The sequence below is a fragment of the Massilia sp. UYP11 genome (genome assembly GCF_050434805.1).
Classification (GTDB): Bacteria; Pseudomonadota; Gammaproteobacteria; order Burkholderiales; family Burkholderiaceae_D; genus Telluria.
In genome coordinates, this window is sequence record NZ_JBNDJE010000006.1 from 78,988 (window position 1) to 104,606 (window position 25,619).

The following is a 25,619-nucleotide window of genomic DNA, read 5'->3' on the forward strand; positions in this document are numbered from 1 at the left end:
AAAAAGTGTCGATTTGTGGGAGGGTTGTGGGGTAATTCCTTCGGCTCCCGGCGCCCGACAAACAACGGCAGATAACTCTCCAAAGCTAGGTAAATACGTGTTCCAGGGCGCGTCCGCAATCAATCTCGATGCAAAGGGCCGAATGTCGATTCCGGCCAAGCACCGTGACGCCCTTACGCTTCAGTGCGAGGGCCGCATGACCTTGACCAAGCACCCCCATGGCTGCCTGCTGTTCTTCCCGCGCCCGGTATGGGAAGAGCACCGTCAACAGATCGCCGCCTGGCCGATGTCGGCGCGCGCGTGGCAGCGCATTTTCCTCGGCAACGCCGTCGATGTCGAGTTCGACAGCGCCGGCCGCGTGCTGATCTCGCCCGAACTGCGTGCCGCGGTCGGGCTCGAGAAGGAAGTGATGATGCTCGGCATGGGCACCCACTTCGAAATCTGGAATGCCGCCAAGCTGGCCGAGGACGAGGCCGAGGCCGTCGCCGGTGGCATGCCCGATGTTCTTTCCAATTTCTCTTTCTGAGGCGCCGATGACGGATTCCTTGACGGTGCCTATGTACCAGCATCGAACGGTGCTGCTTGACGAAGCGGTCGATGCGCTCAACCTCGCGGGCGCACGCGCTTCCGGTATCTATATAGATGGCACTTTCGGGCGGGGCGGCCACAGCCGCCTCTTGTTGTCGCGCCTGGGCCCGCAAGGCCGCCTGATCGCGTTCGACAAAGATCCGCAAGCCATTGCTACTGCATCACAAATCGACGATCCGCGCTTCACGATCGTCCATGACAGCTTTGCAACGATGCACGACGCGCTGGCCGCGCGCGGCATCTTCCGGGTCGACGGCATCCTGCTCGACCTGGGTATCTCGTCGCCCCAGGTGGACGACGCCAGCCGCGGCTTCAGCTTCCGCCAGGACGGCCCGCTCGACATGCGCATGGACACCACGCGCGGCATGTCGGCCGCTGAGTGGATTGCGACCGCGGAGCAACTTCAATTGGAAAAGGTGATACGCGATTATGGAGAAGAGCGGTATGCTTTTCAGATTGCAAAGGCGATTGTTGCTCGCCGCGCAGTCGAACCGATTTCAGGCACACGACAGCTTGCCGCAATCGTGGCAAGCGCGGTCAAGGGCCGCGAAAAAGGCAAGGATCCGGCAACCAGGACTTTTCAGGCTATCCGGATTTTCATCAATCAGGAGCTTGAGGACCTCGAGGCAGGGCTGAGCGCCGCCTACGGCATGCTGGCGCCGGGCGCGCGCATGTCCGTGATCGCCTTCCATTCGCTCGAAGACCGCATGGTCAAGCAGTTCCTCGCCTCCAAGGCCAAGGTCGAACAACCCGATCGCCGCCTGCCGATCCGCGCCGTCGACCTGCCGCAGCCCGAGATGCGGCTGATCGACAAGATCAAGCCGAGCGACACCGAGGTGCAGGAGAACCCGCGCTCGCGCTCGGCGGTGCTGCGCGTGGCCGAACGCCTGGAGACGCCTGCATGAGCGTCAAGCTGAACGTCTTGCTCACCGCCTTGCTGGTGGGCTGCGCGCTATCGGTCGTCAACGCCCGCTACCAGGCGCGCCACCTGCTCATCGAGCTCGAACGCCTGCAGCAGCACGCGCGCCAGCTCGACATCGACTGGGACCAGCTCCAGCTCGACCAGTCGCGCCTGGCCAAGAACGAGCGCATCGAGCAGATCGCCCGTTCCCAGCTCGAGATGGCCCCATTGAGCCCGGCCCGCACCCAGTACCTGACCGAGGGCGCCCCGTGATGCGCGGCGCCGCGAAGCAGAGCAACGCGCGGGTGGCCGCGTCGAAGGGCATGGCTTTCTCGAAGAGCCCGGTCCTGGCGGTGCGCCTGCCCGACTGGCGTTCGCGCCTGGTCCTGTTCGTCCTGTTCGCGGCCTTCGCCGCGCTGGCCGTACGCGCGGTCTGGCTGCAGGGCGTATCGAACCAGTTCCTGCAAAAGCAGGGCAAGAGCCGCTACGAGCGCACGCTCGAGCTGCCGGCCACGCGCGGCCGCATCCTCGACCGCAACGGCGCCGTGCTGGCGACCTCGCTGCCGGTGCGCGCGATCTGGGGCATTCCCGACGACGTGCTGAAGGCGCCGCCGGAAAAGCTGCGCGCGCTGGCGAACCTGCTCGAAATGCCGGAAACCGAACTGCGCAAGAAGCTCGACTCCGACCGCAGCTTCGTCTATCTCAAGCGCCAGGTCGAGATGCCGATCGTCGACCAGATCCTGGCGCTCAAGATCGACGGCATCGACACGCGCAAGGAATACAAGCGCTTCTACCCGCAGGGCGAAGTGACGACCCACCTGGTGGGCTTCACCAACGTCGAGGACAAGGGCCAGGACGGGATGGAGCTGCAGCACCAGAAGACCCTGATGGGCGTGGCGGGCAGCCGCCGCGTGATCAAGGACCGCCTGGGCCACATCGCCGAAGACCTGGGCATGTTCCGCGAGCCGCACCAGGGCCGCGACCTGACCCTGTCGGTCGACAGCAAGCTGCAATACATCGCCTTCACCAGCATCAAGAACGCGGTCGAGAAGTTCAACGCCAAGGCCGGCGCCGCAGTGGTGCTCGACGTCCAGACGGGCGAGGTGCTGGCCCTGGCCAACTACCCGACCTACAACCCGAACGACCGCTCCAAGCTGACCGGCGAGCAGCTGCGCAACCGCGTCATCACCGACACCTTCGAGCCGGGTTCGACGATCAAGCCGCTCACCGTGGCGCTCGGCCTGGAGACCGGCCGCATCACGCCCGACACCGTGTTCGACAACAATCCGGGCTACATGATGGTGACCGGTCGCCGCATCCGCGACTTCCACAATTACGGCGTGCAGACCGTCAGCGGCATCATCCAGAAATCGTCGAACCTCGGCGTGGTCAAGATCGCCCAGATGATCCCGCAGCAGGAAATGTGGGAGCTGTACACCAAGGTCGGCTACGGCCAGCCGCCGCGCTTCGGCTTCCCCGGCGCCGCCGCCGGCCGCGTGCGTCCCTACAAGACCTGGAAGCCGGTGGAATACGCCAACATGGCCTTCGGCCACGGCCTGTCGGTGTCGCTGCTGCAGATGGCGCGCTCCTACATGATCTTCGCCCGCAACGGCGACATCATCCCGCTGTCGTTCGTGAAGGTGGACGAACAGCCGGTGGGCCAGCAGGTGATCTCGGCCAAGACCGCGGCCCAGGTGCGCACCATGCTCGAATCGGTGGTGGGCCCGGGCGGCACCGCCTCGCGCGCCCAGGTCGCCGGCTACCGCATCGGCGGCAAGACCGGCACCGCCGAGAAGATCGTCAACGGCCGCTATTCGCGCACCAACAATATCGGTTACTTCGCCGGCATCGGGCCGATGTCCAAGCCGCGCTTCGTCATCGCGGTGATGGTCGACGATCCGAGCGGCCCCTTGCGCACCGGCGGCTACGTCGCCGCGCCGACCGCGGCCGACCTGTTCTCCAATGCGCTGCGGGCCGCCAACGTGCCGCCCGATTCATCGATCACGGACATCATCATTCCTGAAGTTCCCCTAGAGGAGAGCATGTGATGGCCCCGAGCCTGCACGACACCATCGAATGGATTCGCGCCGCCGCCCCGGACGGCCGTCTCGTTTCCGACTCGCGCCGCGTCAAGCCCGGCGACGTGTTCTTCGCCTATCCGGGCGAGGCCGCCGACGGTCGTCGCTACATCGAAGCCGCCATCGCAGCAGGCGCCGCCGCCGTGCTCTTCGAAGCCGCCGGTTTCACCTGGGACGCCGCATTCAGCGTGCCGCACCTGGCCGTGACCGACCTGAAAAAGAACGCCGGCCCGATCGCGCACGCGGTGCTGGACCATCCTGACCGCGCCATGTTCACCGTGGCCGTCACCGGCACCAACGGCAAGACCTCGTGCGCGCTGTGGACCGCGCAAGCCCTGGCGCGCCTGGGCGACGCCGCCGCCGTGATCGGCACGCTGGGCGTGGGCCTGATCAAGGGCAAGGCTGCGAGCCAGGCCGATACACGGTTCGACGTCACCGGCTACACCACGCCGGACGCGGTGCTGCTGGCCTCGACGCTGGCCGACCTGAAGAAAGCGGGCGCCAGCGCGCTCGCCATCGAAGCCTCGTCGATCGGCCTGGTGCAGGAGCGCACGGCCGGCATGCACGTCGACGTCGCGATCTTCACCAACCTCACGCGCGACCATCTCGACTTCCATGGCGACATGGAAAGCTACGAGGCGGCCAAGGTCAAATTGTTCGAGTGGGATGGCCTGAAGCATGCGGTGGTCAACCTCGACGATCCGGCCGGGCAGCGCCTGGTGGCGCGCCTGCGCGCCAATGCCCCTGGCCTGGCCGTCACCGGCTACACGATCGCCGCCGCGCAGGCGCCGCAAGGCGTGGCCGTGCTGCGCGCCGGCGGCATGCGCAGCAAGAACGCCGGCACCGAGTTCCAGGTCGAGACGGCGCAAGGCAACGCGACCGTGCGCACCCGGCTGGTGGGCAACTACAACGTCAGCAATACGCTGGCGGTGCTGGGCGCGCTGCTGGCCAGGGGCGTGGCCCTGAAGGCGGCGGTCGATGCGATCGAGACCCTGGTCCCGGCGCCGGGCCGCATGCAGCAGATGGGCGGCTCGGACGCGCCGATGGTCGTGATCGACTATGCGCACACGCCGGACGCGCTGGAAAAGACCCTCGACGCCCTGCGCCAGGTGGCGACGGACCGTGGCGGCCAGTTGTGGTGCGTGTTCGGCTGCGGCGGCGACCGCGATCCGGGCAAGCGGCCGCAGATGGGCCGCATCGCGCAAGGCGCCGACCAGGTGCTGGTCACCAGCGACAACCCGCGCAGCGAAGAACCGGGCAGCATCATCGCCCAGATCGTGGCCGGGATGGACACCGCGCAGGCTGCGCGCGTGCAGACGGTCGAGGACCGCGCCGCCGCCATCCTGCTGGCGGTGAAGCAGGCCGCCAGGCAGGACGTGATCCTGCTGGCAGGCAAGGGCCATGAGCCCTATCAGGAAATCAAGGGTCGCAAGATGCCGTTCTCGGATGCGGACCACGCCTCGCTGGCATTGACGGCGCGGCTCACCATGTTGAGGACGCATTGATGCGCGGATCGCTGCAACAACTGGTCGATTCGATCCCGGGCGCGCGCCTGGTCGGGCTTGACGCCTCGTTCGACGGCGTGTCGACGGACAGCCGCAAGGTGCAAGCCGGCGCGCTGTTCGTCGCGCTGGTGGGCGAGACCTTCGACGCCCATGACTTCCTCGACCAGGTCGTCGCGCGCAAGGTTGCCGCGGTCGTGGTCTCGCGCCTGCCGCAAGGTTGGACCCTGCCGGCGATCGTGGTGCCGGACACGCTGGTCGCGCTGGGCCGCATCGCCCATGCGTGGCGCGAGCAGTTCCGGATTCCCCTGATCGGCGTCACCGGCAGCAACGGCAAGACGACCGTCAAGGAAATGATCGCATCGATCCTGGCCGCGGCCGTCGGCGAGGACGCGCGCCTGGCGACCCAGGGCAACCTGAACAACGAGATCGGCGTGCCGCTGACCCTGTTCCGCCTGGATGCCTCGCATCGCGCGGCGGTGGTGGAACTGGGCATGAACCATCCGGGCGAGATCGGCCGCCTGAGCGCGATCGCGGCGCCGACCGTGGGCCTGGTCAACAACGCCCAGCGCGAGCACCAGGAATTCATGCACACCGTGGAAGCGGTGGCGCGCGAGAACGGCTCGGTGCTGCAATCGCTGCCGGGCGACGGCGTGGCCGTGTTCCCGGGAGACGATGCCTACACCAGCTTGTGGCGCGCCCTGGCCAAGGGCGAGGTCATCACCTTCGGCCTGGATGACAGCTGCGACGTCTATACGCAATACACGGGTAGTGGCTTCGGCAGTGAATTCACGGTCGATGCACGCGGCAACTGGTTCAGCGTGTCGCTGGCCGCGGCAGGCGAGCATAACGTCCGTAATGCGCTTGCCGCAATCGCCTGTGCGCTTGGCGCCGGGATCGCGACGGAGGCGATCCAGATGGGCCTGGCGGCCTTTGCTCCGGTCAGCGGCCGCCTGCAGCGCAAGCAGGCGGAAAATGGCGCAACCGTCATCGACGACACCTACAACGCCAATCCCGACTCGATGCGCGCCGCGATCGACGTGCTGGCGGCGTTTCCTGCGCCACGCATCCTAGTGGTCGGCGACATGGGCGAAGTCGGCGCGCAAGGAAAAGAGTTTCACGAAGAAATCGGCGCCTACGCAGCTTCGCGTGGCATCGAGACCGTGCTCGCGACGGGCGAGCTGGCGCGCCACCTGGTCGCGTCGGGAGCACGACATTACGAGCAGTTCGACGAATTATTGGCAGCACTGGATCAAAAACTGGGCGGCAATACCAATTCGACTGTGCTGGTAAAGGGCTCGCGCTTCATGAAGATGGAGCGCGTAGTCCAGCACCTGACCGGATCAACCACCATTGGCAAGGGCGCCCACTAATATGCTTCTCTGGCTCGCACAATACTTCCAGGACTATATCGGTCCGCTGCGCGTGTTCAACTACATCACGTTCCGCGCGGTGTTCGCCACCATCACCGCGATCACGATCGGCCTGGTCGCAGGCCCCATCGTCATCCGCAAGCTGACCGAACTGAAGGTCGGCCAGGCGGTGCGCACCTATGGTCCGCAAAGCCACCTGACCAAGCACGGCACCCCGACCATGGGCGGCGTGCTGGTGCTGATCGCGATCGGCGTCTCGACCCTGCTGTGGTGCGACCTGTCGAACCGCCTGATCTGGCCGGTGCTGGTGGTGACCTTCGGCTTCGGCGCCGTCGGCTGGGTCGACGACTACCGCAAGGTCGTCTATAAAGACCCGGAAGGCATGCGCTCGGGCGAGAAATACTTCTGGATGTCGCTGATCGGCATCGCCTCGGCCCTGTACCTCGCGTTCTCGGTCTCGGCCGCCAACCCGTGGGAAGTGGCGCAGCTGTTCTATGCCTGGGTGCAGTCCGGCTTCTCGATGGACCTGCCGCCGAAGGCCGACCTGATCGTCCCGTTCTTCAAGACCATCAGCTATCCGCTTGGCGTGTGGGGCTTCATCGCGCTGACCTATTGCGTGATCGTGGGCGCCTCGAACGCGGTGAACTTCACCGACGGCCTCGATGGCCTGGCCATCATGCCGACCGTGATGGTGGGCGGCGCCCTGGGCCTGTTCGCCTACCTCACCGGCAGCGTGACCTATTCGAAGTACCTCCTGATCCCGTACATCCCGGGCGCGGGCGAGCTCCTGATCTTCTGCGGCGCGATGGCCGGCGCGGGCCTGGCGTTCCTGTGGTTTAACGCGCACCCGGCCCAGATGTTCATGGGCGACGTCGGCGCGCTGGCGCTGGGCGGCGCGCTCGGCACCATCGCCGTCATCGTGCGCCAGGAAATCGTGCTGTTCATCATGGGCGGCATCTTCGTGGCCGAGACCCTGTCGGTGATCATCCAGGTCAGCTGGTTCAAGTACACGAAGAAGCGCTACGGCACCGGACGCCGCGTGTTCCTGATGGCGCCGCTGCACCACCATTTCGAACAGAAGGGCTGGAAGGAGACCAAGGTCGTGGTCCGCTTCTGGATCGTGACCATGGTGCTGATCCTGGTTGGCCTGTCCACCCTGAAACTTCGTTGAAACCGCTGAGATGAACTACAACGGCAAACACGCATTGGTACTGGGCCTGGGCGAATCCGGGCTGGCGATGGCGCAATGGCTGGCGCGGGCCGGCGCACGCGTGCGCGTGGCCGATACGCGCGCCGAGCCGGCGCGCCTGCCGGCGCTGCGCGCCGCGGTGCCTGACGCCGAATTCGTCGCGGGAGACGCAGTTCAAGGCATATTCACCGCCGCGCTGCTCGATGGCGTCGACTTCGTCGCCGTCAGCCCGGGCCTGGCGCCCGGCCGCGAACTGGTCGAGATCATTCCCGCCGCCCAGGAACGCCGCATTCCGGTGTGGGGCGAGATCGAGCTGTTCGCCCAGGCGCTGGCGCACCTGCGGGAAACCAGCGGCTATGCGCCCAAGGTCATCGCGATCACCGGCACCAACGGCAAGACCACGGTGACCAGCCTGACCGGCCTGCTGTGCCGCCGCGCGGGCCTCACCACCCGCGTGGCCGGCAACATCAGCCCGGCCGCGCTGGACGTGCTGAGGGAAAGCATCGACGCCGGCGCGTTGCCGCAGGCCTGGGTGCTGGAACTGTCCAGCTTCCAGCTGCACACCACGTTCAGCCTGCAGGCCGACGCCGCCACGGTGCTGAACCTGAGCCAGGACCACCTGGACTGGCACGGCAGCATGGACGCCTATGCGGCGGACAAGGCGCGCATCTTCGGCCCCGACACCATCCGCGTGCTGAATCGCGACGACGCGCGCGTAATGCGCATGACCGCCGTCGATACCCCGTCCTTCACCTTCGGCACCGGCGAGCCGGTGGAAGCCGACAGCTTCGGCCTGCTCGAAGAGCGCGGCGTGCTGTGGCTGGCCAACGCCGTGCCGGGCGAGGACGCCGGGAAGAAACGCAGGAAAAACGAGCCGCCGGAGCCGGTCGAGGTCATCGTCAACCGCCTGATGCCGGCCGACGCATTGAAGATCCGCGGCCTGCACAATGCCGCCAACGCGCTGGCCGCGCTGGCCCTGTGCCGCGCCTGCGGCCTGCCGCTGGCGCCGCTGCTGCACGGCCTGCGCGAGTACGCGGGCGAGCCGCACCGCGTCGAACTGGTCGCCACCATCGACGGCGTCGACTACTACGACGACAGCAAGGGCACCAACGTCGGCGCCACGGTGGCCGCCCTGAGCGGCCTGGGCAAGGCATTCACCGGCGCGGACCAGCAGATCCTCCTGATCGCCGGCGGCGACGGCAAGGGCCAGGACTTTTCGCCGCTGGCGCAGCCGGTAGCAAGCCACGTGCGCGCCGTGCTGCTGATCGGCCGCGATGCGCCCGCGGTACGCGCGGCGATCGAGCCGACCGGCGTGCCGGCCTTCGACCTGGACGACCTGCCGCAGGCGGTGCGCCGCGCCGCCGGCCTGGCGCGCGCTGGTGACGCCGTGCTGCTGTCGCCGGCCTGCGCCAGCCTCGACATGTTCACCAATTATGCGCACCGCGCCCAGGTGTTCGTCGACACCGTGCGCGAGATCGCATTGGACAAGGGGCAGGAGATCTGATGGCCTTCCAGATTCCGTTCAAGTTCTCCGGAACCGCCTCCGACGCCACGATAGACGGCCGCAGCAAGCCGTCGAAGATGATGGACTACGACCAGCCGCTGGTCTGGGTCACGCTCCTGTTGATGCTGCTCGGGATGGTGATGGTGTATTCGGCGTCGATCGCGCTGCCCGATTCACCCAAGTTCCGCTATCTTGGCGACCGCAACGAATACTTCCTGTACCGCCAGGCGATGTACATCATCGTCTCGATGGCCGCGGCCGCGGTCGTGTTCCGGGTGCCGATCGCGATGTGGCAGAAGTACGCGCCGATGCTGTTCATCGGCACCCTGGTCTTGCTGGTGCTGGTCTTGATTCCCGGCCTGGGCGTGTCTGTCAACGGCGCGCGGCGCTGGCTGTCGCTAGGGGTCATGAACCTGCAGCCGTCCGAGATCATGAAGATCGCGGTGGTGCTGTACGCGGCCGACTTCACGGTGAGGAAGCAAGAGTACATGCACAAGCTCACCAAGGGCTTCTTGCCGATGATGGTCGCGATCGGCCTGGTCGGCGCCTTGCTGCTGCTCGAGCCCGACCTGGGCGCCTTCGGCGTGATCGTCTGCATCGCCATGGGCATCCTGTTCCTGGGCGGGATCAATATCGTCTGGTTCGGCGGCATCGGCGCGCTGCTGGTGGTGATCTTCAGCGCGATCATCGCGCTGTCGCCGTTCCGCCGCGCGCGCATGTTCGCCTACCTCGACCCGTGGGAAGAGGGCAACGCGCTGGACAAGGCCTATCAGTTGACGCACTCGCTGATCGCCTTCGGGCGCGGCGAATTCTTCGGCGTGGGGCTGGGCGCCTCGGTCGAGAAGCTGCACTACCTGCCGGAAGCGCACACCGACTTCATCATGGCCGTGATCGGCGAAGAGCTGGGCCTGGTCGGCGTGCTGGTGGTGGTGGCCATGTTCTACTGGCTGGTCAAGCGCGCCTTCGACATCGGCCGCCAGGCGATCGCCCTGGACCAGACCTTCGCCGGCCTGGCCGCGAAGGGCATCGGCATCTGGATCGGCGTGCAGACCTTCATCAATATGGGCGTGAACCTGGGCCTGTTGCCGACCAAGGGGCTGACCTTGCCCCTGATGAGCTTTGGCGGCTCGGGCGTCATGTTCAACTGCATTGGCCTGGCGATCCTGCTGCGGATCGACTACGAGAACCGGGTGCGCATGCGCGGAGGCCGCACATGACGCGTCAAACGACCAGGCGCCTGATGATCATGGCGGCCGGCACCGGCGGCCACATCTTCCCCGGCATCGCGATCGCGCAGACCATGCGCGCGCGCGGCTGGGAAGTGAGCTGGCTGGGCACGGCCCACGGCATGGAAACCGAGCTGGTGCCGAAGGCCGGCATCCCGATGGACACCATCGACTTCGCCGGCCTGCGCGGCAAGGGCCTGGGCCACGCCGTCAAGGGCGCCTTCAGGATGGCGGCCAGCTTCCTCACCTGCCGCCGCTATCTGGCAAACCGCCGGCCCGACGTGGTGCTGGGCATGGGCGGCTACGTCACCGTGCCGGGCGGATTGACCGCGCGCGTGCGCGGCATCCCGTTGGCGCTGGTGAACGCCGACGCCGCGCTGCTGTTGTCGAACAAGACGCTGGCGCCGGTCGCGCAGCGCGTGCTGTTCGGGTTCCCGGCGGACTTCGGCAAGGCGGCCGGCAAGGCGGTGGTCACCGGCAATCCGGTGCGCCGGCAGATCCTCGACCTGCCCCTGCCTGGCGCACGCTTCGCCGGCCGCAGCGGCCCCTTGCGGGTGCTGGTGGTGGGCGGCAGCCTGGGGGCGAAAGTCCTGAACGACAGCGTGCCGGCGGCGCTGGCCCTGATCGACCCGGCCACCCGTCCGATCGTGACCCACCAGTCGGGCAAGAAGAATATCGATGCGCTGCGCGCGGCTTATTTGCAGGCCGGTGTCAACGCAAACGTGGTCGACTTCATTGATGACATGGCCGCTGCCTACGCGAACGCCGACCTCGTGATCTGCCGCGCCGGCGCGATCACGGTGTCCGAGCTGACCGCGGCCGGGGTAGCCAGCGTGCTGGTGCCGTTCGTCGCCAGCACCACCAGCCACCAGCGCGACAACGCGGTGTGGATGGACAGGCAAGGCGCGGCGCTGCACCTGGCGCAGGGCGAACTGAATCCGCAGCGGCTGGCGAGCCTGCTGCAAGACACGACGCGCGAGCGTTGCCTGGCGATGGCCCAGGCGGCGCACGGCGTGGGCAAGCGCGACGCCAACGAGGCGATCGCGCGCGAACTCGAACAACTGGTAGAAGCGGGCAGGGCATAGAACGAACATGAAACACAAGATCAAGAACATACACTTCGTCGGCATCGGCGGCAGCGGCATGAGCGGCATCGCCGAGGTGCTGCTCAACCTCGGCTACCAGGTGTCGGGCTCGGACCTGGGCAGCAATGCCGCTACCCAGCGCCTGGCGGGCCTGGGCGCGATCGTGCACCTGGGCCACCAGGCCGGGAACGTGAGCGGGGCCGACGTCGTCGTCACCTCGACCGCCGTCAACGAAGCCAATCCTGAAGTGGTGTTCGCCCGCACGCACAAGATCCCGGTGGTGCCGCGCGCCATCATGCTCGGTGAGCTGATGCGCCTGAAGCGCGGCATCGCGATCGCCGGCACCCACGGCAAGACCACCACCACCAGCCTGGTGGCCTCGGTGCTGGCCGCCGGCGGGATGGACCCGACCTTCGTCATCGGCGGGCGCCTGACGGCCGCCGGCGCCAATGCCGGCCTGGGCACCGGCGAATACATCGTGGCCGAGGCCGACGAATCGGACGCCTCGTTCCTGAACCTGTCGCCGATGATCGAGGTGATCACCAATATCGACGCCGACCACATGGACACCTACGAGCACGACTTCGAGAAGCTCAAGGCCGCGTTCGTGAACTTCACCCATCGCCTGCCGTTCTACGGCCGCGTGATGCTGTGCATCGACGACCAGCACGTGCGCGCCATCCTGCCGCAGGTGACCAAGCCGGTGACCACCTATGGCTTCTGCGAGGAAGCCGAGGTGCGCGCGCTGGACGCCTATGCCGAAGGCACGCAGATGCACTTCACGGTGCGCCAGGACGGCTACCCGGACACCAAGTTCGTGCTGAACCAGCCCGGCATGCACAACGTCCTGAACGCCTGCTCGGCGATCGCGATCGCGCGCGAGATCGGCATCGAGGACACCGCCACCGCCCAGGGCCTGCTGGAGTTTCGCGGCGTCGGCCGCCGCTTCACGCGCTATGGCGAGGTCGCGCTGCCGGCCGGCGGCAGTTTCACCCTGGTCGACGACTTCGGCCACCACCCGGTCGAGACCGAGGTGACGCTCAGCGCCGCGCGCGCGGCCTACCCGGGCCGGCGCCTGGTGCTGGCCTTCCAGCCGCACCGCTACAGCCGCACGCGCGACCTGTTCGAGGATTTCGTGAAAGTGCTGGTCACTCCCGACGTGCTGCTGCTGGCCGAGGTGTATCCGGCCGGCGAGGCGCCGATCGTGGCCGCCGACGGCCGCGCGCTGGCGCGCGCGCTGCGCACCTCGGGCAAGCTCGAGCCGATTTTCGTGGAGGCGATCGCCGACATGCCGGCCGCCATCCTCAACGTGGTGCGTGACGGCGACGTCGTGCTGACCATGGGCGCCGGCTCGATCAGCGGCGTTCCCAACCAACTGACCAATGCGAAAGGCTGAATCGTGACCACCACCCCAACTCTTGACGCAGCGGCTTTCGGCAAGGTCGGCGTGCTGTTCGGCGGACGTTCCGCCGAGCGCGAGATCTCGCTCATTTCCGGCGCCGGCGTGCTGCAGGCCCTGAAAAGCCGCGGCATCGACGCCCATGCCTTCGACCCGGGCACGCAAAGCCTGGCCGAACTGGCCGCGCAAGGATTCGATCGCGTGTTCATCGCGCTGCACGGCCGCTACGGCGAGGACGGCAGCCTGCAGGGCGCTCTCGAGCTGCTCGGCATTCCGTATACCGGCAGCGGCGTGATGGCCTCCAGCGTCGGCATGGACAAGATCACCACCAAGAAGATCTGGCTGCAAGAGAAGGTGCCGACCCCGCGCTACGTGACCATCGACGCCGACACCGACCTCGATGCGGTGGTGGCCGAGCTGGGCCTGCCGCTGATCGTCAAGCCGCCGCTCGAAGGCTCGAGCATCGGCATCACCAAGGTGACGCAAGCCGACCAGCTGAAGGACGCGGTCGCGCTGGTGACCGGCATGGACGAATCGGTGCTGGCCGAGGAATTCGTCACCGGGCGCGAGTTCACCGTGGCCGTGCTGGGTCATGGCGCCTCGGCGCGCGCGCTGCCGATCGTCGAGATCGTGGCCCCGGAAGGCAAGTACGACTACCAGAACAAGTACTTCACCGACGACACTGTGTATCACTGCCCGGCGCCGCTCCCGGAGGAGCTGACCCAGGAAATCCAGCGCCACGCGGTGAACGCCTACCGCGCGCTGGGCTGCGAGGGCTGGGGCCGGATCGACGTGCTGGTGCGCGACAGCGATATGCGTCCCTTCCTGCTGGAGGTGAACACCTCGCCCGGCATGACGACCCACTCGCTGGTGCCGATGGCGGCGCGCGCGGTGGGCATCGGCTACGAAGACCTGTGCGTCGAGATCCTGCGCTCGGCGCGGCTCAAGATGGGCCAGAAGGCAAAGGGATAACGCGCGATGTGGCATGACGTCCGGGCCCTCAACGCAACCGCCAGTTTCCTGACGGCGGTGACGGTGCTCGCCGCCCTGGTATCGGGCGTATGGTGGCTGTCGCAACGGCCGATGTTCGCGCTCGGTTCGGTGACGGTGGAGAGCATGTACGGGATCGACTTGAAGCATGTCAACGAACTGACCGTGCGCAACGGCGTGCTCGGCAAGATCCGCGGCAACTTCTTCACCGCCGACCTGGAACAGGTGCGCGCCACCTTCGAGACCGTGCCCTGGGTGCGCCGCGCCACCGTGCGCCGCGAGTGGCCCAATGCGCTGGTGGTCGAGGTCGAGGAACACGAAGCGCTCGGCACCTGGGGCGAGGACGGCCGCCTGTTGTCGGTGAAGGGCGACGTGTTCACCGCCAACGTGGCCGAGACCGAGGATGAACAGGGACTGCCGGCCTTCGACGGCCCGGTCGGCAGCGAGAAGGAAGTGCTGGCCCGCTTCAACGAACTGCGCACCGCGTTCGCGCAGGTCGAGCTGGTGCCGCAGGAGCTGTCGCTGTCCAACCGGTATGCCTGGACCGTAAGGCTGGACAACGGCATGAGCGTCGCACTGGGACGCGAGCAGGACCGCAACACGCTGAAGAGGCGCGTGCAGCGCCTGGTCGGCGTCTACCCGCAGCTGGTGGCCCGGCTGCAGGAAGGCCGTATCGACACGATCGACATGCGCTATCCGAACGGACTGGCCCTGTCGTCGGCGGCGCTCACGGTGCCGGCGGATGCGACGAAGCCGGTCAAGGCGGCCAAGAAGCCCAAGGAAGCACCAGCAAGCAAGCAAGCAACACCCAATAAAACAACCAAGCAAATCTGAGCAGGCGAACAGCAATGACAAAAGACGCGAAAAACCTGATCGTCGGCCTCGACATCGGCACCTCCAAGGTGGTGGCGGTGGTCGCCGAAGTGATGTCCGACGGACGCCACGAAGTGATCGGGCTCGGTCAGCACGAGTCGAGAGGATTGAAGAAGGGCGTGGTCGTCAATATCGAGGCCACGGTCGAATCGATCCAGCGCGCGCTCGAGGAAGCCGAGCTGATGGCGGACTGCAAGATCCGCAACGTCTACGCTGGCATCGCCGGCAGCCATATCCGCTCGTTCAATTCGAGCGGGATGGTGGCGATCAAGGACAAGGAAGTGACTGCCACCGACGTGGCGCGCGTGATCGAGACCGCCAAGGCGGTCAACATCCCGACCGACCAGCAACTGTTGCACACCGTGCCACAGGAATTTATCGTCGACAACCAGGAAGACGTGCGCGAGCCGATCGGCATGAGCGGCATCCGCCTGGAAGTGCGGGTGCACATCGTCACCGGTGCGGTGTCGGCGGTTCAAAATATTGTAAAGTGCGTGCGCCGTTGCGGGCTCGAGGTCTCGGACCTGATCCTGCAACCGATGGCGTCCGCCGACGCGGTGCTGACCGTCGACGAAAAAGAATTGGGCGTGGTCCTGATCGACATCGGCGGCGGCACCACCGACATCGCGGTGTTTTCGGACGGCGCGATTCGCCATACGGCGGTCATCCCGATCGCCGGCGACCAGATCACCAGTGATATCGCAATGGCCTTGCGCACGCCGACCGGCGAGGCGGAGGACATCAAGATCCGCTACGGCGTGGCCAAGCAGGTACTGGCCGATCCGGGCGAGACGCTCGAAGTGCCAGGTCTCGGCGACCGCGGCCCCCGCGCATTGTCGCGCCAGGCCCTCGCAGCCGTGATCGAGCCTCGGGTGGAAGAACTGTTCGCCATGGTCCACCAGGCCGTGCGCGAATCCGGCTACGAAGGCGTGCTGTCCTCGGGCATCGTCCTGACGGGCGGCAGCTCGATCATGCCGGGCATGATCGAGATGGCGGAAGACATCTTCCTCAAGCCCACGCGCCTCGGCACGCCGGACTATCGGGGCCAGCTGGCCGACGTGGTACGCAGCCCGCGCTATGCGACGGTGCTCGGCCTGTTGCTCGAAGCGAAGAAACAGTACCTGCGCGGACATATCGTCACGCGCCAGGACGGGTCGGTGAAGGCAGTCTGGCAGCGAATGAAGGAATGGATAGCCGGGAACTTCTGATTCACGCGCAAATAAAGCACTTGGTAACAATTTAGGTAGCGAAAATTCATCACGGGTTACAGGTTTTTACATACAATCGCAGTTACCGGTTTGAGGCAGCGATCCAATCACGCCAAGGCCTCTTCCCTGGAACCGCATTCTGAAAATTAGGGAGTCATCATGGAGTTCGATATGGTCGATAACGCAGCACTGGGAACCGTGATCAAGGTCGTTGGCGTCGGCGGCGCCGGCGGCAACGCGGTTCAGCACATGATCAACAAAGGTGTGTCCGGTGTCGAGTTCATTGCCGCAAACACGGACGCGCAGGCCCTGGCGGTTTCGGGCGCCAACAACATCATCCAGATCGGCGACTCCGGCCTGGGCGCGGGGATGCGTCCCGAAGTCGGCCGCCAGCTGGCCGAGCAGTCGCGCTCGCGCATCGAGGACGCCCTGCGCGGCGCCCACATGGTCTTCATCGCCGCCGGCATGGGCGGCGGCACCGGCACCGGCGCCGCGCCGATCGTGGCCGAAGTGGCCAAGACGATGGGCGCCCTGACCGTGGCCGTGGTCTCCAAGCCGTTCTCGTACGAAGGCCAGAAGTGCATGGACGTGGCCGAGGAAGGCCTCGAAGAACTGACCAAGCACGTCGACTCCCTGATCGTCATCCTCAACGAAAAACTGGAAGACATCTACGAAGACGAATCGATGCTCGACTGGATGAAGCACGCCGACGACGTGCTCAACAACGCGGTGGCCGGCATCGCCGAGATCATCAACGTGCCGGGCCATATCAACGTCGACTTCAACGACGTCAAGACCATCATGGGCGAGCAGGGCAAGGCCATGATGGGCACCGCGACCGCCGCCGGCGTCGACCGCGCGCGCATCGCGGCCGAACAGGCCGTCGCTTCGCCGCTGCTGGACGGCATCGACCTGTCGGGCGCCAAGGGCGTGCTGGTCAACGTGACCGCCAGCCGTGGCCTGAAGGGCAAGGAGATCAAGGAAGTCATGGCCGCCGTGCGCGCCTTCGCGGCGCCGGACGCCTCGATCGCCCAGGGCATCGCCTACGACGACGCGATGGGCGACGAGATCCGCGTGACCGTGGTCGCGACGGGCCTGGGCAAGAACAAGAAGTCGATCCAGCTGGTCCAGCCGCAGCAGCAGCTGCGCACCGGCACCTACGATGCGCCGGTGATGCAGGGCGCCGCGGCCGTCGCCGGCGGCCTGACCGCGGGCAAGGCCAGTGCCGACGCCCTGGGCGGCATGAAGCAGCCGGCCGTGTGGCGCCGCGAGCAGGCATCCGAGCAGGTGCAGGCGATGCAGCGCAACGGCGTCGAGACCTACGATATTCCGGCGTTCCTGCGCAAGCAGGCCGACTGATCCGGTCTGCAGTTCGCGATGAAGAGGCCAGCGCAAGCTGGCCTTTTTGTTTGGCGCAGCGCCAAAGTCAACCATGGCCCCGCCCTCAATCCGTCGTACCCGCGAAGGCGGGTACCCAAGGCCGATGGGTCGTGCCGGCGTTCGATTGTCGTGGCGGCGCTGAACACTTGGGTACCCGCCTTCGCGGGTACGACGTGCAGAAGCCGCAGGTCGCAAGTTGTCGTCTTCGCCAGCGCACCCACTGCAGATCGGCGATAATGGCAGGATTCACAAAACATCAACAGGAGAACAGACATGACCATCCAGATCGGCGACCGCCTGCCGGAAGGCACCCTCGCGGAATTCATCGAGAACGAGACCGCGGGCTGCAGCCTGGGCCCGAACACCTTCCAGGTGGCGGACCTGGTCAAGGGCAAGAAGATCGTGATCTTCGGCCTGCCGGGCGCGTTCACCCCGGGCTGCTCGGTGCAGCACGTGCCGGGCTTCGTCAAGCATGCCGACGAGATCCGCGCCAAGGGCGTCGACGAAATCTGGTGCATCTCGGTCAATGACGCTTTCGTGATGGGCGCCTGGGGCCGCGACCAGAAGGCCACCGGCATCGTGCGCATGATGGCCGACGGCAACGCCACCTTCACCAAGGCGCTGGGCCTGGACAACGATTATTCGGCGCACGGCATGGGCACGCGCTCGAAGCGCTATTCGATGCTGGTCGAGGATGGCGTGGTCAAGACCCTGGACATCGACGCCAAGGGCATCGACGCCTCGAGCGCCGAATCGATGCTGCAGAAACTCGGCTGATTCGCGAGCGGATTCACCCCCGATAAAACGGCGCCGCGGCGCCGCTTTCTTCTTGTGATCTCCTTATGATCATCAATACCGAAACCCCCGACCAGCCCGAGGTGCGGGCGCTGCTGGAACAGCTCGACGCCTATTGCGCGGCGCTGTACCCGGCCGAGAGCAACCACCTGCTGGACATGGATGCGCTGCTGGCCGGCGACGTGCTGTTCCTGGTGGCGCGCGACATCGACGGCGCGGCGGTCGGCTGCGTGGCCCTGGTCAACCGCGGCGCCTATGGTGAAGTCAAGCGCATGGTCGTGGACGAGGCGCGCCGCGGGCAGGGCACGGGGAAGCAGCTGCTGGAACACCTGGCGATGTTCGCGCGCATGTCGGGCCTGGCCGTGCTGAAGCTCGAAACCGGCATTCACCAGCCGGCGGCGATCGCGCTGTACGAAGGTTTCGGCTTCAGCCGCTGCGCGCCGTTTGGCGGCTACCGGCCCGACCCCTTGAGCCTGTTCATGGAGAAGCGTCTGTGACCGGGTTGGCAACGGCGCGCGGCCGCAACCTGTACAGTATCCAGGCGATGCTGCTCGCCGTCTTCATGTTCGCCCTGATGGACACGGCGATGAAGCTGCTCGCGGCGCGCTATCCGGCGCTGCAGGTGGCGGCGCTGCGCGCCATGTGTTCGTTGCCGCTGGTCGCCGCCTACGTGGCCTGGCGCGGCGCCTTCACGGGCGTGTTCCAGGTGCGCTGGTCGATGCATCTGCTGCGCGCCCTGCTGGGCATCCTGATGCTGGCCTTGTTCGCCTTCGGCCTCAAGAAGCTGTCGCTGGCCGAAGCCTATGCGATCTTCTTCATCGCGCCGGCCCTGATCACCGCGCTGTCGGTGCTGTTGTTGAAAGAACGCGTCGACCTGGCGCGCTGGCTCGCCATCGGCGTGGGATTGTGCGGCGTACTGGTGGTGCTGCGTCCCAGCGGCGCGGGCTTTCTCACCATCGGCGGCCTGGCGGTGCTGGGGTCCGCCGCCTGCTATGCGGTGTCGGCGATCACGGTGCGGGTCCTGGCGCGCACCGACCGCAGCGAGCACACGGTGTTCTGGCTGATCGTCATGATCGCGGCGGGCGCCGGCCTGCTGGCGGCGCCGGGCTGGGTGCCGCTGCCCGCCAGCGAGATTCCGCTGCTGTGCGGCCTGGCGGTGTCGGGCTTCATCGGCCAGCTGGCGATCACCGAGGCGTTTTCGCGCGGCGAGGCCTCGAGCGTGGCGCCGTTCGAGTATTCGGCCCTGGCCTGGGGCGTGGGCCTGGACTGGCTGCTGTGGCGGGCGCTGCCCGACGGCTGGACCATCGTGGGCGCGGCCATCATCATCGGCAGCGGCCTGTATCTGATCCGCCACGAAAAAGACCACGTCGAGGCGGAACACCCTTAGAGCCTATCCCGGTAGGTGGGGGGAAGCTCATGGTGACATGCGCGTAGGCGATGCATGGCGGGCGTGAGCAAGGCGCGAGGAGGCCGCATGGCGAGCCACGGGTTTGCCACTGCGCGACGATCAACGCCGCGCACGCCCGTCAGGCGCGCCAGGAGCGACTCCCACCTACCGGGATAGGCTCTTGGTCGCGGGGCCGCTGTCGCGACCGCGCCACCCTGGGCCCCGCCAATCGCGGGGGCGGCAGCGCCGCTGTAAGCGCTGGGCTATAATCGGTCCATGCTGAAACAACGAACCATCAAGGAACTGGTCCGCACCACGGGTGTCGGCCTGCACTCGGGCCGCAAGGTCGAGCTGACCCTGCGTCCGGCCGCGCCCGACACGGGCATCGTGTTCCGCCGCGTCGACATGGACCCGATCGTGTCCATCCCGATTTCCGCCTACATGGTCGGCGACACCCGCATGGCCTCGGTGCTGGTCAAGGACGAGGCCCGCGTCTCGACCGTCGAGCACGTGATGTCGGCCTGCGCCGGCCTGGGGCTGGACAACCTGATCATCGACGTGACGGCCGAGGAAATCCCGATCATGGACGGCTCGGCATCGTCCTTCGTGTTCCTGATGCAGCAGGCCGGCGTCGAAGAGCAGGCGCCGCTGCGCAAGTTCATCCGCGTGCTCGAGGACGTCGAGGTGCGCCAGGGTAGCGGCGCCAACGAGAAATGGGCGCGCCTGTCGCCGCACGACGGCTACAAGCTCGACTTCTTCATCGAATTCAACCATCCGGCGGTGGACGGCACCATGCAGCGCGCCACCGTCGATTTCGGCGACATCACCTATGTGCGCGACGTGGCGCGCGCGCGCACCTTCGGCTTCATGCAGGACGTGGAAAGCCTGCGCGGCATGGGCCTGGCGCGCGGCGGCTCGTTCGAGAACGCGATCGTGATGGACGAGTACCGCATCCTGAACACCGACGGCCTGCGCTACGACGACGAATTCGTGCGTCACAAGATCCTGGACGCGATCGGCGACCTGTACCTGATCGGCCATCCGCTGCTGGCCAGCTATACCGCGCATAAATCGGGCCATGCGCTCAACAACGAGTTGCTGCGCACGCTGCTGTCCCGGCCCGACGCCTATGAGATCGTCACCTTCGACGACCTGGGCACGGCGCCGCCGTCCTATGTACGGCAGATGACGCGGGAGTGGGCGCAGAGCTGACTTGATTGGCTGTTCCTGGGCCCTGGATTCCCGCCTCGCGCGGGAATGACGTGCCAAGGCAAGGGGCCGGCCTTCAATGTATCAGCTTGCTACTGGCGGTAAAACCGTCGTTCCCGCGTAGGCGGGAACCCAGGTTCACCCACCGACACCTTTACCTCCGCTTCGCCGCCAGCGCCCTGAGCGCCGCCACCAGGTCGCGGTTCTGCTGCGTCTCCGGCAGCGATTGCGCCAGCTCCTCGAAGGCCTGCACCGCGCGCGGCGGCAGCTCGAGCGTGCGCATCTCGGGCCGGTCGGGCAGGGCGCGCGTCACCTGCAGCTTGATCCGGGTCGACTCCACCTGCCAGCCCTTCTGCACCAGGGTGACTTGCAGTTTCGGCAGCAGCTGCTTGAGGCGGGCCGCCAGCGCCGAGCTGGGCACGGCCAGGGTCAGCACGCCTTCCTGGAACGACAGCACGTCGCAATTGTGAAAGATCGCCGGCAGCGCCGCCGCGCAGTCGCCCTGCAGGCGCGCCATGCGGCCGACGGCCGGCATCAGGCTGGCCATGCGGTCGTTGGCGCGCAAGAAGTCGGTGGCGGCGTGCGACGTCTGCCGGGTGCTGGTCCCGAAAATATGGAAGGGACGCTTGGGAGGAGATTGCTGCATGCTTGGAACATACCACAGCGTCCGTGCTTTGGGCAGACCGGGTGGCGGATCCGCCGCCGCGTACGCGCCGTCGAAGCCAGTCTGACAACGTTTCTGGCTCGGCCGGACTTGTTATCCTGCCTACGATCCCCAAGTGTGGCCGGATCGCATGATAAAATCAGTAGTTATTTGCTTAGGGAAGCACTGATCTATTCATGACGGCGATCCGCCAGAATAGATCAATGCTTTCCTGCTCGGTCTTCGATGCTTATCGCTTTGATATCATCTTGGCTTCTTTTTGCGGCGTATTTTTCTAGAACACAGCATGTCATTCCTGACCCAGATTTTCGGCAGCCGTAACTCGCGTCTGCTCAAGCAGTACCAAAAGACCGTGCGTCAGATCAACGCGCTCGAGCCACAAATGGAGCAGCTTTCGGATGCCGAGCTGCAAGCCAAGACGCCCGAATTCAAGGATCGCCTGGCCAAGGGTCAGACCCTGGATGACATCCTGCCAGAGGCTTTTGCCGTCTGCCGCGAAGCGGCCAAGCGCGTCCTCAAGATGCGTCACTTCGACGTGCAACTGATCGGCGGCATGGTCCTGCATCAGGGCAAGATCGCCGAAATGGGCACGGGTGAAGGCAAGACCCTGATGGCAACGCTGCCGGTCTACCTGAACGGCCTGTCGGGCAAGGGCGTGCACGTCATTACCGTCAACGATTACCTGGCCCAGCGCGACGCGGAACAGATGGGCCAGCTGTATGGCTGGCTGGGCCTGTCCACCGGCGTCAACCTGTCGCAGCTCGACCACGACAGCAAGCAGAAGGCCTACGGTTCCGACATCACCTACGGCACCAACAACGAGTTCGGCTTCGACTACCTGCGCGACAATATGGTCTTCGAGGCGCGCGAACGCGTGCAGCGCACCCTGAATTTCTCCGTGGTCGACGAGGTCGACTCGATCCTGATCGACGAGGCGCGCACCCCGCTGATCATCTCCGGCCAGGCCGAGAACCACACCGACCTGTACCAGCGCCTGAACGCAGTGCCGCCGCAGCTGACCCAGCAGATCGGTGAAGAGACCTCGGACGGCAAGGGCAAGATCGAGGTCCCGGGCGACTACCTGAAGGACGAGAAAGCGCATACCGTGCTGCTCACCGAGCAGGGCCACGAGCGCGCCGAAGCGATCCTGACCGAGATGGGCCTGCTGCCCGAGGGCGCGTCGCTGTACGACGCCGCCAACATCTCGCTGATCCACCACCTGTATGCGGCGCTGCGCGCCCACGTCCTGTACCACAAGGACCAGCACTATGTGGTGCAGAACAACGAAGTCGTGATCGTCGACGAATTCACCGGCCGCCTGATGACGGGCCGCCGCTGGTCGGACGGCCTGCACCAGGCGGTCGAGGCGAAAGAGGGCGTGCGGATCCAGAACGAGAACCAGACCCTGGCCTCGATCACCTTCCAGAACTACTTCCGCATGTACGCCAAGCTGGCGGGCATGACCGGCACCGCCGACACCGAAGCCTTCGAATTCCAGGAAATCTACAGCCTGGAAACCGTGGTCGTGCCGCCGAACCGCCCGTCGCAGCGCAAGGACCGCCAGGACCAGGTCTACAAGACGTCCGACGAAAAGTACAACGCGATGTTGAACGACATCCGCGACTGCTACGAGCGCGGCCAGCCGGTGCTGGTCGGCACCACCTCGATCGAGAACTCCGAGCTGCTGTCCGGCATCCTGACCAAGGCCAAGCTGCCGCACAACGTCCTGAACGCGAAACAGCACGCCCGCGAAGCCGAGATCATCGCCCAGGCCGGCCGTCCGAAGATGATCACCATCGCCACCAATATGGCTGGCCGCGGTACCGACATCGTCCTGGGCGGCAACGTCGGCAAGCAGATCCAGATCATCGAAGCCGACAGCAGCCTGTCGCCGGAGCAGAAAGCCACCCAGTCGCAGCAGCTGCGCGACGAATGGCAGTCGCTGCACGACCACGTGGTGAACGCCGGCGGCCTGCACATCATCGGCACCGAGCGCCACGAATCGCGCCGGGTCGACAACCAGCTGCGCGGCCGTTCGGGCCGCCAGGGCGACCCGGGTTCCTCGCGCTTCTACCTGTGCCTGGATGACGCGCTGCTGCGCATCTTCGCGGGCGACCGCGTGCGCGCCATCATGGACCGCCTCAAGATGCCGGAAGGCGAACCGATCGAGGCGGGCATCGTGTCGCGCTCGATCGAGTCGGCCCAGCGCAAGGTCGAAGCCCGCAACTTCGACATCCGCAAGCAGCTGCTCGAATACGACGACGTCGCCAACGACCAGCGCAAGGTGATCTATACCCAGCGTAACGAACTGCTGGAGTCGACCGACATCAGCGAGATGATCAACTCGCTGCGCGTGGGCGTGTTCACCGACCTGGTGCGCGACTACGTGCCGGCCGAATCGGTCGAGGAACAATGGGACGTCAAGGGCCTGGAAAGCGCGCTCGCGTCCGAATGGAGCCTGGAAGTGCCGCTGCAGCAGATGCTGCAGGACGAGCCGAACCTGAACGACGACGACATCCTCGAGCGCGTGCTGGGAGCGGCCGACGCGTCCTACAACGCCAAGGTCGGCGTGGTGGGCAAGGATTCGTTCGGCGGCTTCGAGCGCAACGTCATGCTGCAGAGCGTGGACACCCACTGGCGCGAGCACCTCGCGGCGCTGGACCACCTGCGCCAGGGCATCCACCTGCGCGGCTATGCGCAAAAGAATCCGAAGCAGGAATACAAGCGCGAAGCGTTCCAGCTGTTCAGCAGCATGCTGGACCTGATCAAGAACGAAGTGATCCGCACCGTGATGACCGTGCGCATCCAGTCGCGCGAAGAAGTCGAGGCGGCCGAGGCGGCGATGGCGGCCCAGGCCGCGCAGCTGGAAAACCTCAATTACCAGCACGCCGACTTCAACCCGTCGGCCGCGCCGGAAGAGCTGCTCAACCCGAACCCGAACCGCAGCGGCGCGGGCGAGGCCGTGTCGGCCGAAGACCACAGCAGCTATATGGGCGTGAAGGTCGGCCGCAACGATCCATGCCCTTGCGGCAGCGGCAAGAAGTTCAAGCAGTGCCACGGCAAGCTGGCGTGATGCCGGCGTAGGGTTGGCGGCTTCGCCGCCGACGCGGTGATAGATATCTGCAAGATCATCCGGCACGATATCGACGCCGATAACGATCAACGCGTCGGCGGCATAGCCGCCGACCCTACGATTCCACCATCCGTTTATACCGTCCCCAATCCCACCCCGCGCCCGGATCGGTATGCGTCTGCCCGGCATGGTTCACATGCCCCTTCACGTTGTAGTCGGCATCCGGCAGCACCGCGTTCCAGCCCCGGCTGCCGTCATACACCCGCGGCGCGATGCCGCGCGCCGCGAGGATGGCGCGCGCCAGGCTGCTCGAGGCCAGCAGCTCCGAATACCAGGCGCCCGGCTGCTCGACGAAGCCTTCGTGCTCGATGCCGACCGTGTGGCCGTTGGCGCTGCCCACATGCCAGGCCTTGTCGCTTTCCCGCACCATCTGCGTGACCTGGCCGTCCGACGAACGCACCAGGTAGTGGGCGCTGACGCCGGCGCTGCAATTGCGGAACCACGAGATCGCCCCCGCATACGAGCCCTGGGTCGTGTGCACGGTCACGTGGCTGACCGCCAGCGTGCGGCCTGAATAATTGCAGCTGGCCGCCGGCAGCCATACCACGTCCGGATGGTCGGCCAGCGCCGTCAGCACCAGTGCGCGCGCCGACAGGACGCCGAGCCGCGCCGCGCCATAGATGCGCGCCAGGTCGACCGGATGCCGCGTCACCGCGAAGTCCTGGCCCTGGCGGCCTTCGCGGATCGCCATATAGATGTCGTAGGTGTGGATCTGCGCGACGTCGCGCTGAAGAATGCCGCACAGGCGCGCCGCGGCGTCTTCCCACGCTTCCAGCGGCGTGTCGCGCGTCCTTCCCCGGCCGTACAGCGCGAGCAGGGCGGCCGCGCCGCGGATATTGTTGGGCGTGTCCAGCGCCAGCCGTTGCGTCGGGGCGTCGAGCAGGGCCGCGGCCAGGCGCAGCGAACGGCCGAAATGCGGATCGTCGCGCAAACCCATGATGCCGTAGGAGCGCGGCAGGCCATGGTGCGTGGCGGCCTGCGGCGATGGCGGATGCCAGCGCGACTCGGCCCAGGCGATCGCTTCGAGCAGCGCCGGCGGCACGTCGAACTCGTGCGCGGCGGCGTGGATGCACTGCCGGCAGCGCCGGGCGTCGGCGCTCAACTCGACCTGGTTCGATGCTGGCATGGCGGCTCC

22 protein-coding genes are annotated in these 25,619 nt (G+C 66.3%); 20 read left to right on the forward strand and 2 right to left on the reverse strand.

What is annotated here, in order from left to right; translation table 11 throughout:
- Nucleotides 1-97 precede the first annotated feature (97 nt).
- From mraZ to lpxC, 19 genes are all read left to right on the forward strand, one after another.
- On the forward strand, nt 98-526 hold the full coding sequence (mraZ, locus tag ABIB38_RS11870) for a division/cell wall cluster transcriptional repressor MraZ (RefSeq protein WP_429204066.1): 429 nt from the start codon (nt 98-100) through the stop codon (nt 524-526).
- A complete protein-coding gene (rsmH, locus tag ABIB38_RS11875; protein WP_429204228.1) occupies nt 513-1,493 on the forward strand; it encodes a 16S rRNA (cytosine(1402)-N(4))-methyltransferase RsmH in 981 nt (326 codons plus the stop codon). The genes mraZ and rsmH overlap by 14 nt, the downstream gene beginning before the upstream one ends.
- On the forward strand, nt 1,490-1,762 hold the full coding sequence (gene ftsL, locus ABIB38_RS11880; protein WP_005668224.1) for a cell division protein FtsL: 273 nt from the start codon (nt 1,490-1,492) through the stop codon (nt 1,760-1,762). The genes rsmH and ftsL overlap by 4 nt, the downstream gene beginning before the upstream one ends.
- Nucleotides 1,762-3,537 carry a peptidoglycan D,D-transpeptidase FtsI family protein gene (locus tag ABIB38_RS11885; protein ID WP_429204229.1) on the forward strand — a complete coding sequence of 592 codons (1,776 nt, stop codon included), beginning with the start codon at nt 1,762-1,764 and terminating at the stop codon, nt 3,535-3,537. Before ftsL ends, ABIB38_RS11885 begins: the two co-directional genes overlap by 1 nt.
- A complete protein-coding gene (locus ABIB38_RS11890; RefSeq protein ID WP_429204068.1) occupies nt 3,537-5,072 on the forward strand; it encodes a UDP-N-acetylmuramoyl-L-alanyl-D-glutamate--2,6-diaminopimelate ligase in 1,536 nt (511 codons plus the stop codon). Before ABIB38_RS11885 ends, ABIB38_RS11890 begins: the two co-directional genes overlap by 1 nt.
- On the forward strand, nt 5,072-6,442 hold the full coding sequence (locus tag ABIB38_RS11895; protein ID WP_429204070.1) for a UDP-N-acetylmuramoyl-tripeptide--D-alanyl-D-alanine ligase: 1,371 nt from the start codon (nt 5,072-5,074) through the stop codon (nt 6,440-6,442). The genes ABIB38_RS11890 and ABIB38_RS11895 overlap by 1 nt, the downstream gene beginning before the upstream one ends.
- 1 nt (nt 6,443) lies before the next feature.
- The gene (gene mraY, locus ABIB38_RS11900) at nt 6,444-7,613 is read left to right on the forward strand and encodes a phospho-N-acetylmuramoyl-pentapeptide-transferase (protein WP_005668232.1); all 1,170 of its coding nucleotides are present in this window, start codon (nt 6,444-6,446) and stop codon (nt 7,611-7,613) included.
- Between the two features lie 10 nt (nt 7,614-7,623).
- Entirely contained in the window at nt 7,624-9,135 is a 1,512-nt protein-coding gene (gene murD / locus ABIB38_RS11905) for a UDP-N-acetylmuramoyl-L-alanine--D-glutamate ligase (protein WP_429204072.1), read from the forward strand.
- Entirely contained in the window at nt 9,135-10,352 is a 1,218-nt protein-coding gene (gene ftsW, locus ABIB38_RS11910; RefSeq protein WP_429204074.1) for a putative lipid II flippase FtsW, read from the forward strand. Before murD ends, ftsW begins: the two co-directional genes overlap by 1 nt.
- Complete coding sequence (gene murG, locus ABIB38_RS11915; protein ID WP_429204076.1) at nt 10,349-11,446, forward strand: undecaprenyldiphospho-muramoylpentapeptide beta-N-acetylglucosaminyltransferase; 1,098 nt, start codon at nt 10,349-10,351, stop codon at nt 11,444-11,446. Before ftsW ends, murG begins: the two co-directional genes overlap by 4 nt.
- A 7-nt stretch (nt 11,447-11,453) precedes the next feature.
- Nucleotides 11,454-12,842, forward strand: coding sequence for a UDP-N-acetylmuramate--L-alanine ligase (gene murC / locus ABIB38_RS11920; RefSeq protein WP_429204078.1), 1,389 nt, complete (start codon nt 11,454-11,456; stop codon nt 12,840-12,842).
- Between the two features lie 3 nt (nt 12,843-12,845).
- Nucleotides 12,846-13,817: a D-alanine--D-alanine ligase gene (locus tag ABIB38_RS11925; RefSeq protein WP_429204080.1), complete on the forward strand. Its 972-nt coding sequence runs from the start codon at nt 12,846-12,848 to the stop codon at nt 13,815-13,817.
- A gap of 6 nt (nt 13,818-13,823) precedes the next feature.
- The gene (locus ABIB38_RS11930) at nt 13,824-14,669 is read left to right on the forward strand and encodes a cell division protein FtsQ/DivIB (RefSeq protein ID WP_429204082.1); all 846 of its coding nucleotides are present in this window, start codon (nt 13,824-13,826) and stop codon (nt 14,667-14,669) included.
- Between the two features lie 14 nt (nt 14,670-14,683).
- Entirely contained in the window at nt 14,684-15,916 is a 1,233-nt protein-coding gene (gene ftsA / locus ABIB38_RS11935) for a cell division protein FtsA (RefSeq protein ID WP_429204084.1), read from the forward strand.
- A 159-nt stretch (nt 15,917-16,075) separates the two neighbouring features.
- Nucleotides 16,076-17,275 (forward strand): cell division protein FtsZ, encoded by a 1,200-nt coding sequence (ftsZ, locus tag ABIB38_RS11940; protein ID WP_429204086.1) that lies wholly within the window; start codon nt 16,076-16,078, stop codon nt 17,273-17,275.
- Between the two features lie 294 nt (nt 17,276-17,569).
- On the forward strand, nt 17,570-18,073 hold the full coding sequence (locus ABIB38_RS11945; protein WP_429204088.1) for a peroxiredoxin: 504 nt from the start codon (nt 17,570-17,572) through the stop codon (nt 18,071-18,073).
- Nucleotides 18,074-18,138: 65 nt separating this feature from the next.
- Nucleotides 18,139-18,588, forward strand: coding sequence for a GNAT family N-acetyltransferase (locus ABIB38_RS11950; protein WP_429204090.1), 450 nt, complete (start codon nt 18,139-18,141; stop codon nt 18,586-18,588).
- 47 nt (nt 18,589-18,635) lie between these two features.
- Nucleotides 18,636-19,478: a DMT family transporter gene (locus ABIB38_RS11955; RefSeq protein ID WP_429204230.1), complete on the forward strand. Its 843-nt coding sequence runs from the start codon at nt 18,636-18,638 to the stop codon at nt 19,476-19,478.
- Between the two features lie 276 nt (nt 19,479-19,754).
- On the forward strand, nt 19,755-20,690 hold the full coding sequence (gene lpxC, locus ABIB38_RS11960; RefSeq protein ID WP_429204092.1) for a UDP-3-O-acyl-N-acetylglucosamine deacetylase: 936 nt from the start codon (nt 19,755-19,757) through the stop codon (nt 20,688-20,690).
- A gap of 151 nt (nt 20,691-20,841) precedes the next feature.
- Here lpxC and ABIB38_RS11965 read toward each other — a convergent pair whose 3' ends face one another.
- Nucleotides 20,842-21,333 (reverse strand): DciA family protein, encoded by a 492-nt coding sequence (locus ABIB38_RS11965; RefSeq protein ID WP_429204094.1) that lies wholly within the window; start codon nt 21,331-21,333, stop codon nt 20,842-20,844.
- Between the two features lie 304 nt (nt 21,334-21,637).
- Here ABIB38_RS11965 and secA point away from each other — a divergent pair, with 304 nt between their 5' ends.
- A complete protein-coding gene (gene secA, locus ABIB38_RS11970) occupies nt 21,638-24,424 on the forward strand; it encodes a preprotein translocase subunit SecA (RefSeq protein WP_429204096.1) in 2,787 nt (928 codons plus the stop codon).
- 115 nt (nt 24,425-24,539) lie between these two features.
- Here the strand turns inward: secA and ABIB38_RS11975 are convergent, their stop codons facing one another.
- A complete protein-coding gene (locus tag ABIB38_RS11975; RefSeq protein ID WP_429204098.1) occupies nt 24,540-25,610 on the reverse strand; it encodes an N-acetylmuramoyl-L-alanine amidase in 1,071 nt (356 codons plus the stop codon).
- Between the last annotated feature and the right edge of the window lie 9 nt (nt 25,611-25,619).

Excerpts from the sequence above, each read along its gene's own strand:
- ftsL (WP_005668224.1), top strand. The coding sequence starts at position 1,490 with ATGAGCGTCAAGCTGAACGTCTTGCTCACCGCCTTGCTGGTGGGCTGC.
- ABIB38_RS11885 (WP_429204229.1), top strand. The coding sequence starts at position 1,762 with ATGCGCGGCGCCGCGAAGCAGAGCAACGCGCGGGTGGCCGCGTCGAAG.
- ABIB38_RS11890 (WP_429204068.1), top strand. The coding sequence starts at position 3,537 with ATGGCCCCGAGCCTGCACGACACCATCGAATGGATTCGCGCCGCCGCC.
- ABIB38_RS11895 (WP_429204070.1), top strand. The coding sequence starts at position 5,072 with ATGCGCGGATCGCTGCAACAACTGGTCGATTCGATCCCGGGCGCGCGC.
- mraY (WP_005668232.1), top strand. The coding sequence starts at position 6,444 with ATGCTTCTCTGGCTCGCACAATACTTCCAGGACTATATCGGTCCGCTG.
- murD (WP_429204072.1), top strand. The coding sequence starts at position 7,624 with ATGAACTACAACGGCAAACACGCATTGGTACTGGGCCTGGGCGAATCC.
- ftsW (WP_429204074.1), top strand. The coding sequence starts at position 9,135 with ATGGCCTTCCAGATTCCGTTCAAGTTCTCCGGAACCGCCTCCGACGCC.
- murG (WP_429204076.1), top strand. The coding sequence starts at position 10,349 with ATGACGCGTCAAACGACCAGGCGCCTGATGATCATGGCGGCCGGCACC.
- murC (WP_429204078.1), top strand. The coding sequence starts at position 11,454 with ATGAAACACAAGATCAAGAACATACACTTCGTCGGCATCGGCGGCAGC.
- ABIB38_RS11930 (WP_429204082.1), top strand. The coding sequence starts at position 13,824 with ATGTGGCATGACGTCCGGGCCCTCAACGCAACCGCCAGTTTCCTGACG.
- ftsA (WP_429204084.1), top strand. The coding sequence starts at position 14,684 with ATGACAAAAGACGCGAAAAACCTGATCGTCGGCCTCGACATCGGCACC.
- ftsZ (WP_429204086.1), top strand. The coding sequence starts at position 16,076 with ATGGAGTTCGATATGGTCGATAACGCAGCACTGGGAACCGTGATCAAG.
- ABIB38_RS11945 (WP_429204088.1), top strand. The coding sequence starts at position 17,570 with ATGACCATCCAGATCGGCGACCGCCTGCCGGAAGGCACCCTCGCGGAA.
- ABIB38_RS11950 (WP_429204090.1), top strand. The coding sequence starts at position 18,139 with ATGATCATCAATACCGAAACCCCCGACCAGCCCGAGGTGCGGGCGCTG.
- ABIB38_RS11955 (WP_429204230.1), top strand. The coding sequence starts at position 18,636 with ATGCTGCTCGCCGTCTTCATGTTCGCCCTGATGGACACGGCGATGAAG.
- lpxC (WP_429204092.1), top strand. The coding sequence starts at position 19,755 with ATGCTGAAACAACGAACCATCAAGGAACTGGTCCGCACCACGGGTGTC.
- ABIB38_RS11965 (WP_429204094.1), bottom strand. The coding sequence starts at position 21,333 with ATGCAGCAATCTCCTCCCAAGCGTCCCTTCCATATTTTCGGGACCAGC.
- secA (WP_429204096.1), top strand. The coding sequence starts at position 21,638 with ATGTCATTCCTGACCCAGATTTTCGGCAGCCGTAACTCGCGTCTGCTC.
- ABIB38_RS11975 (WP_429204098.1), bottom strand. The coding sequence starts at position 25,610 with ATGCCAGCATCGAACCAGGTCGAGTTGAGCGCCGACGCCCGGCGCTGC.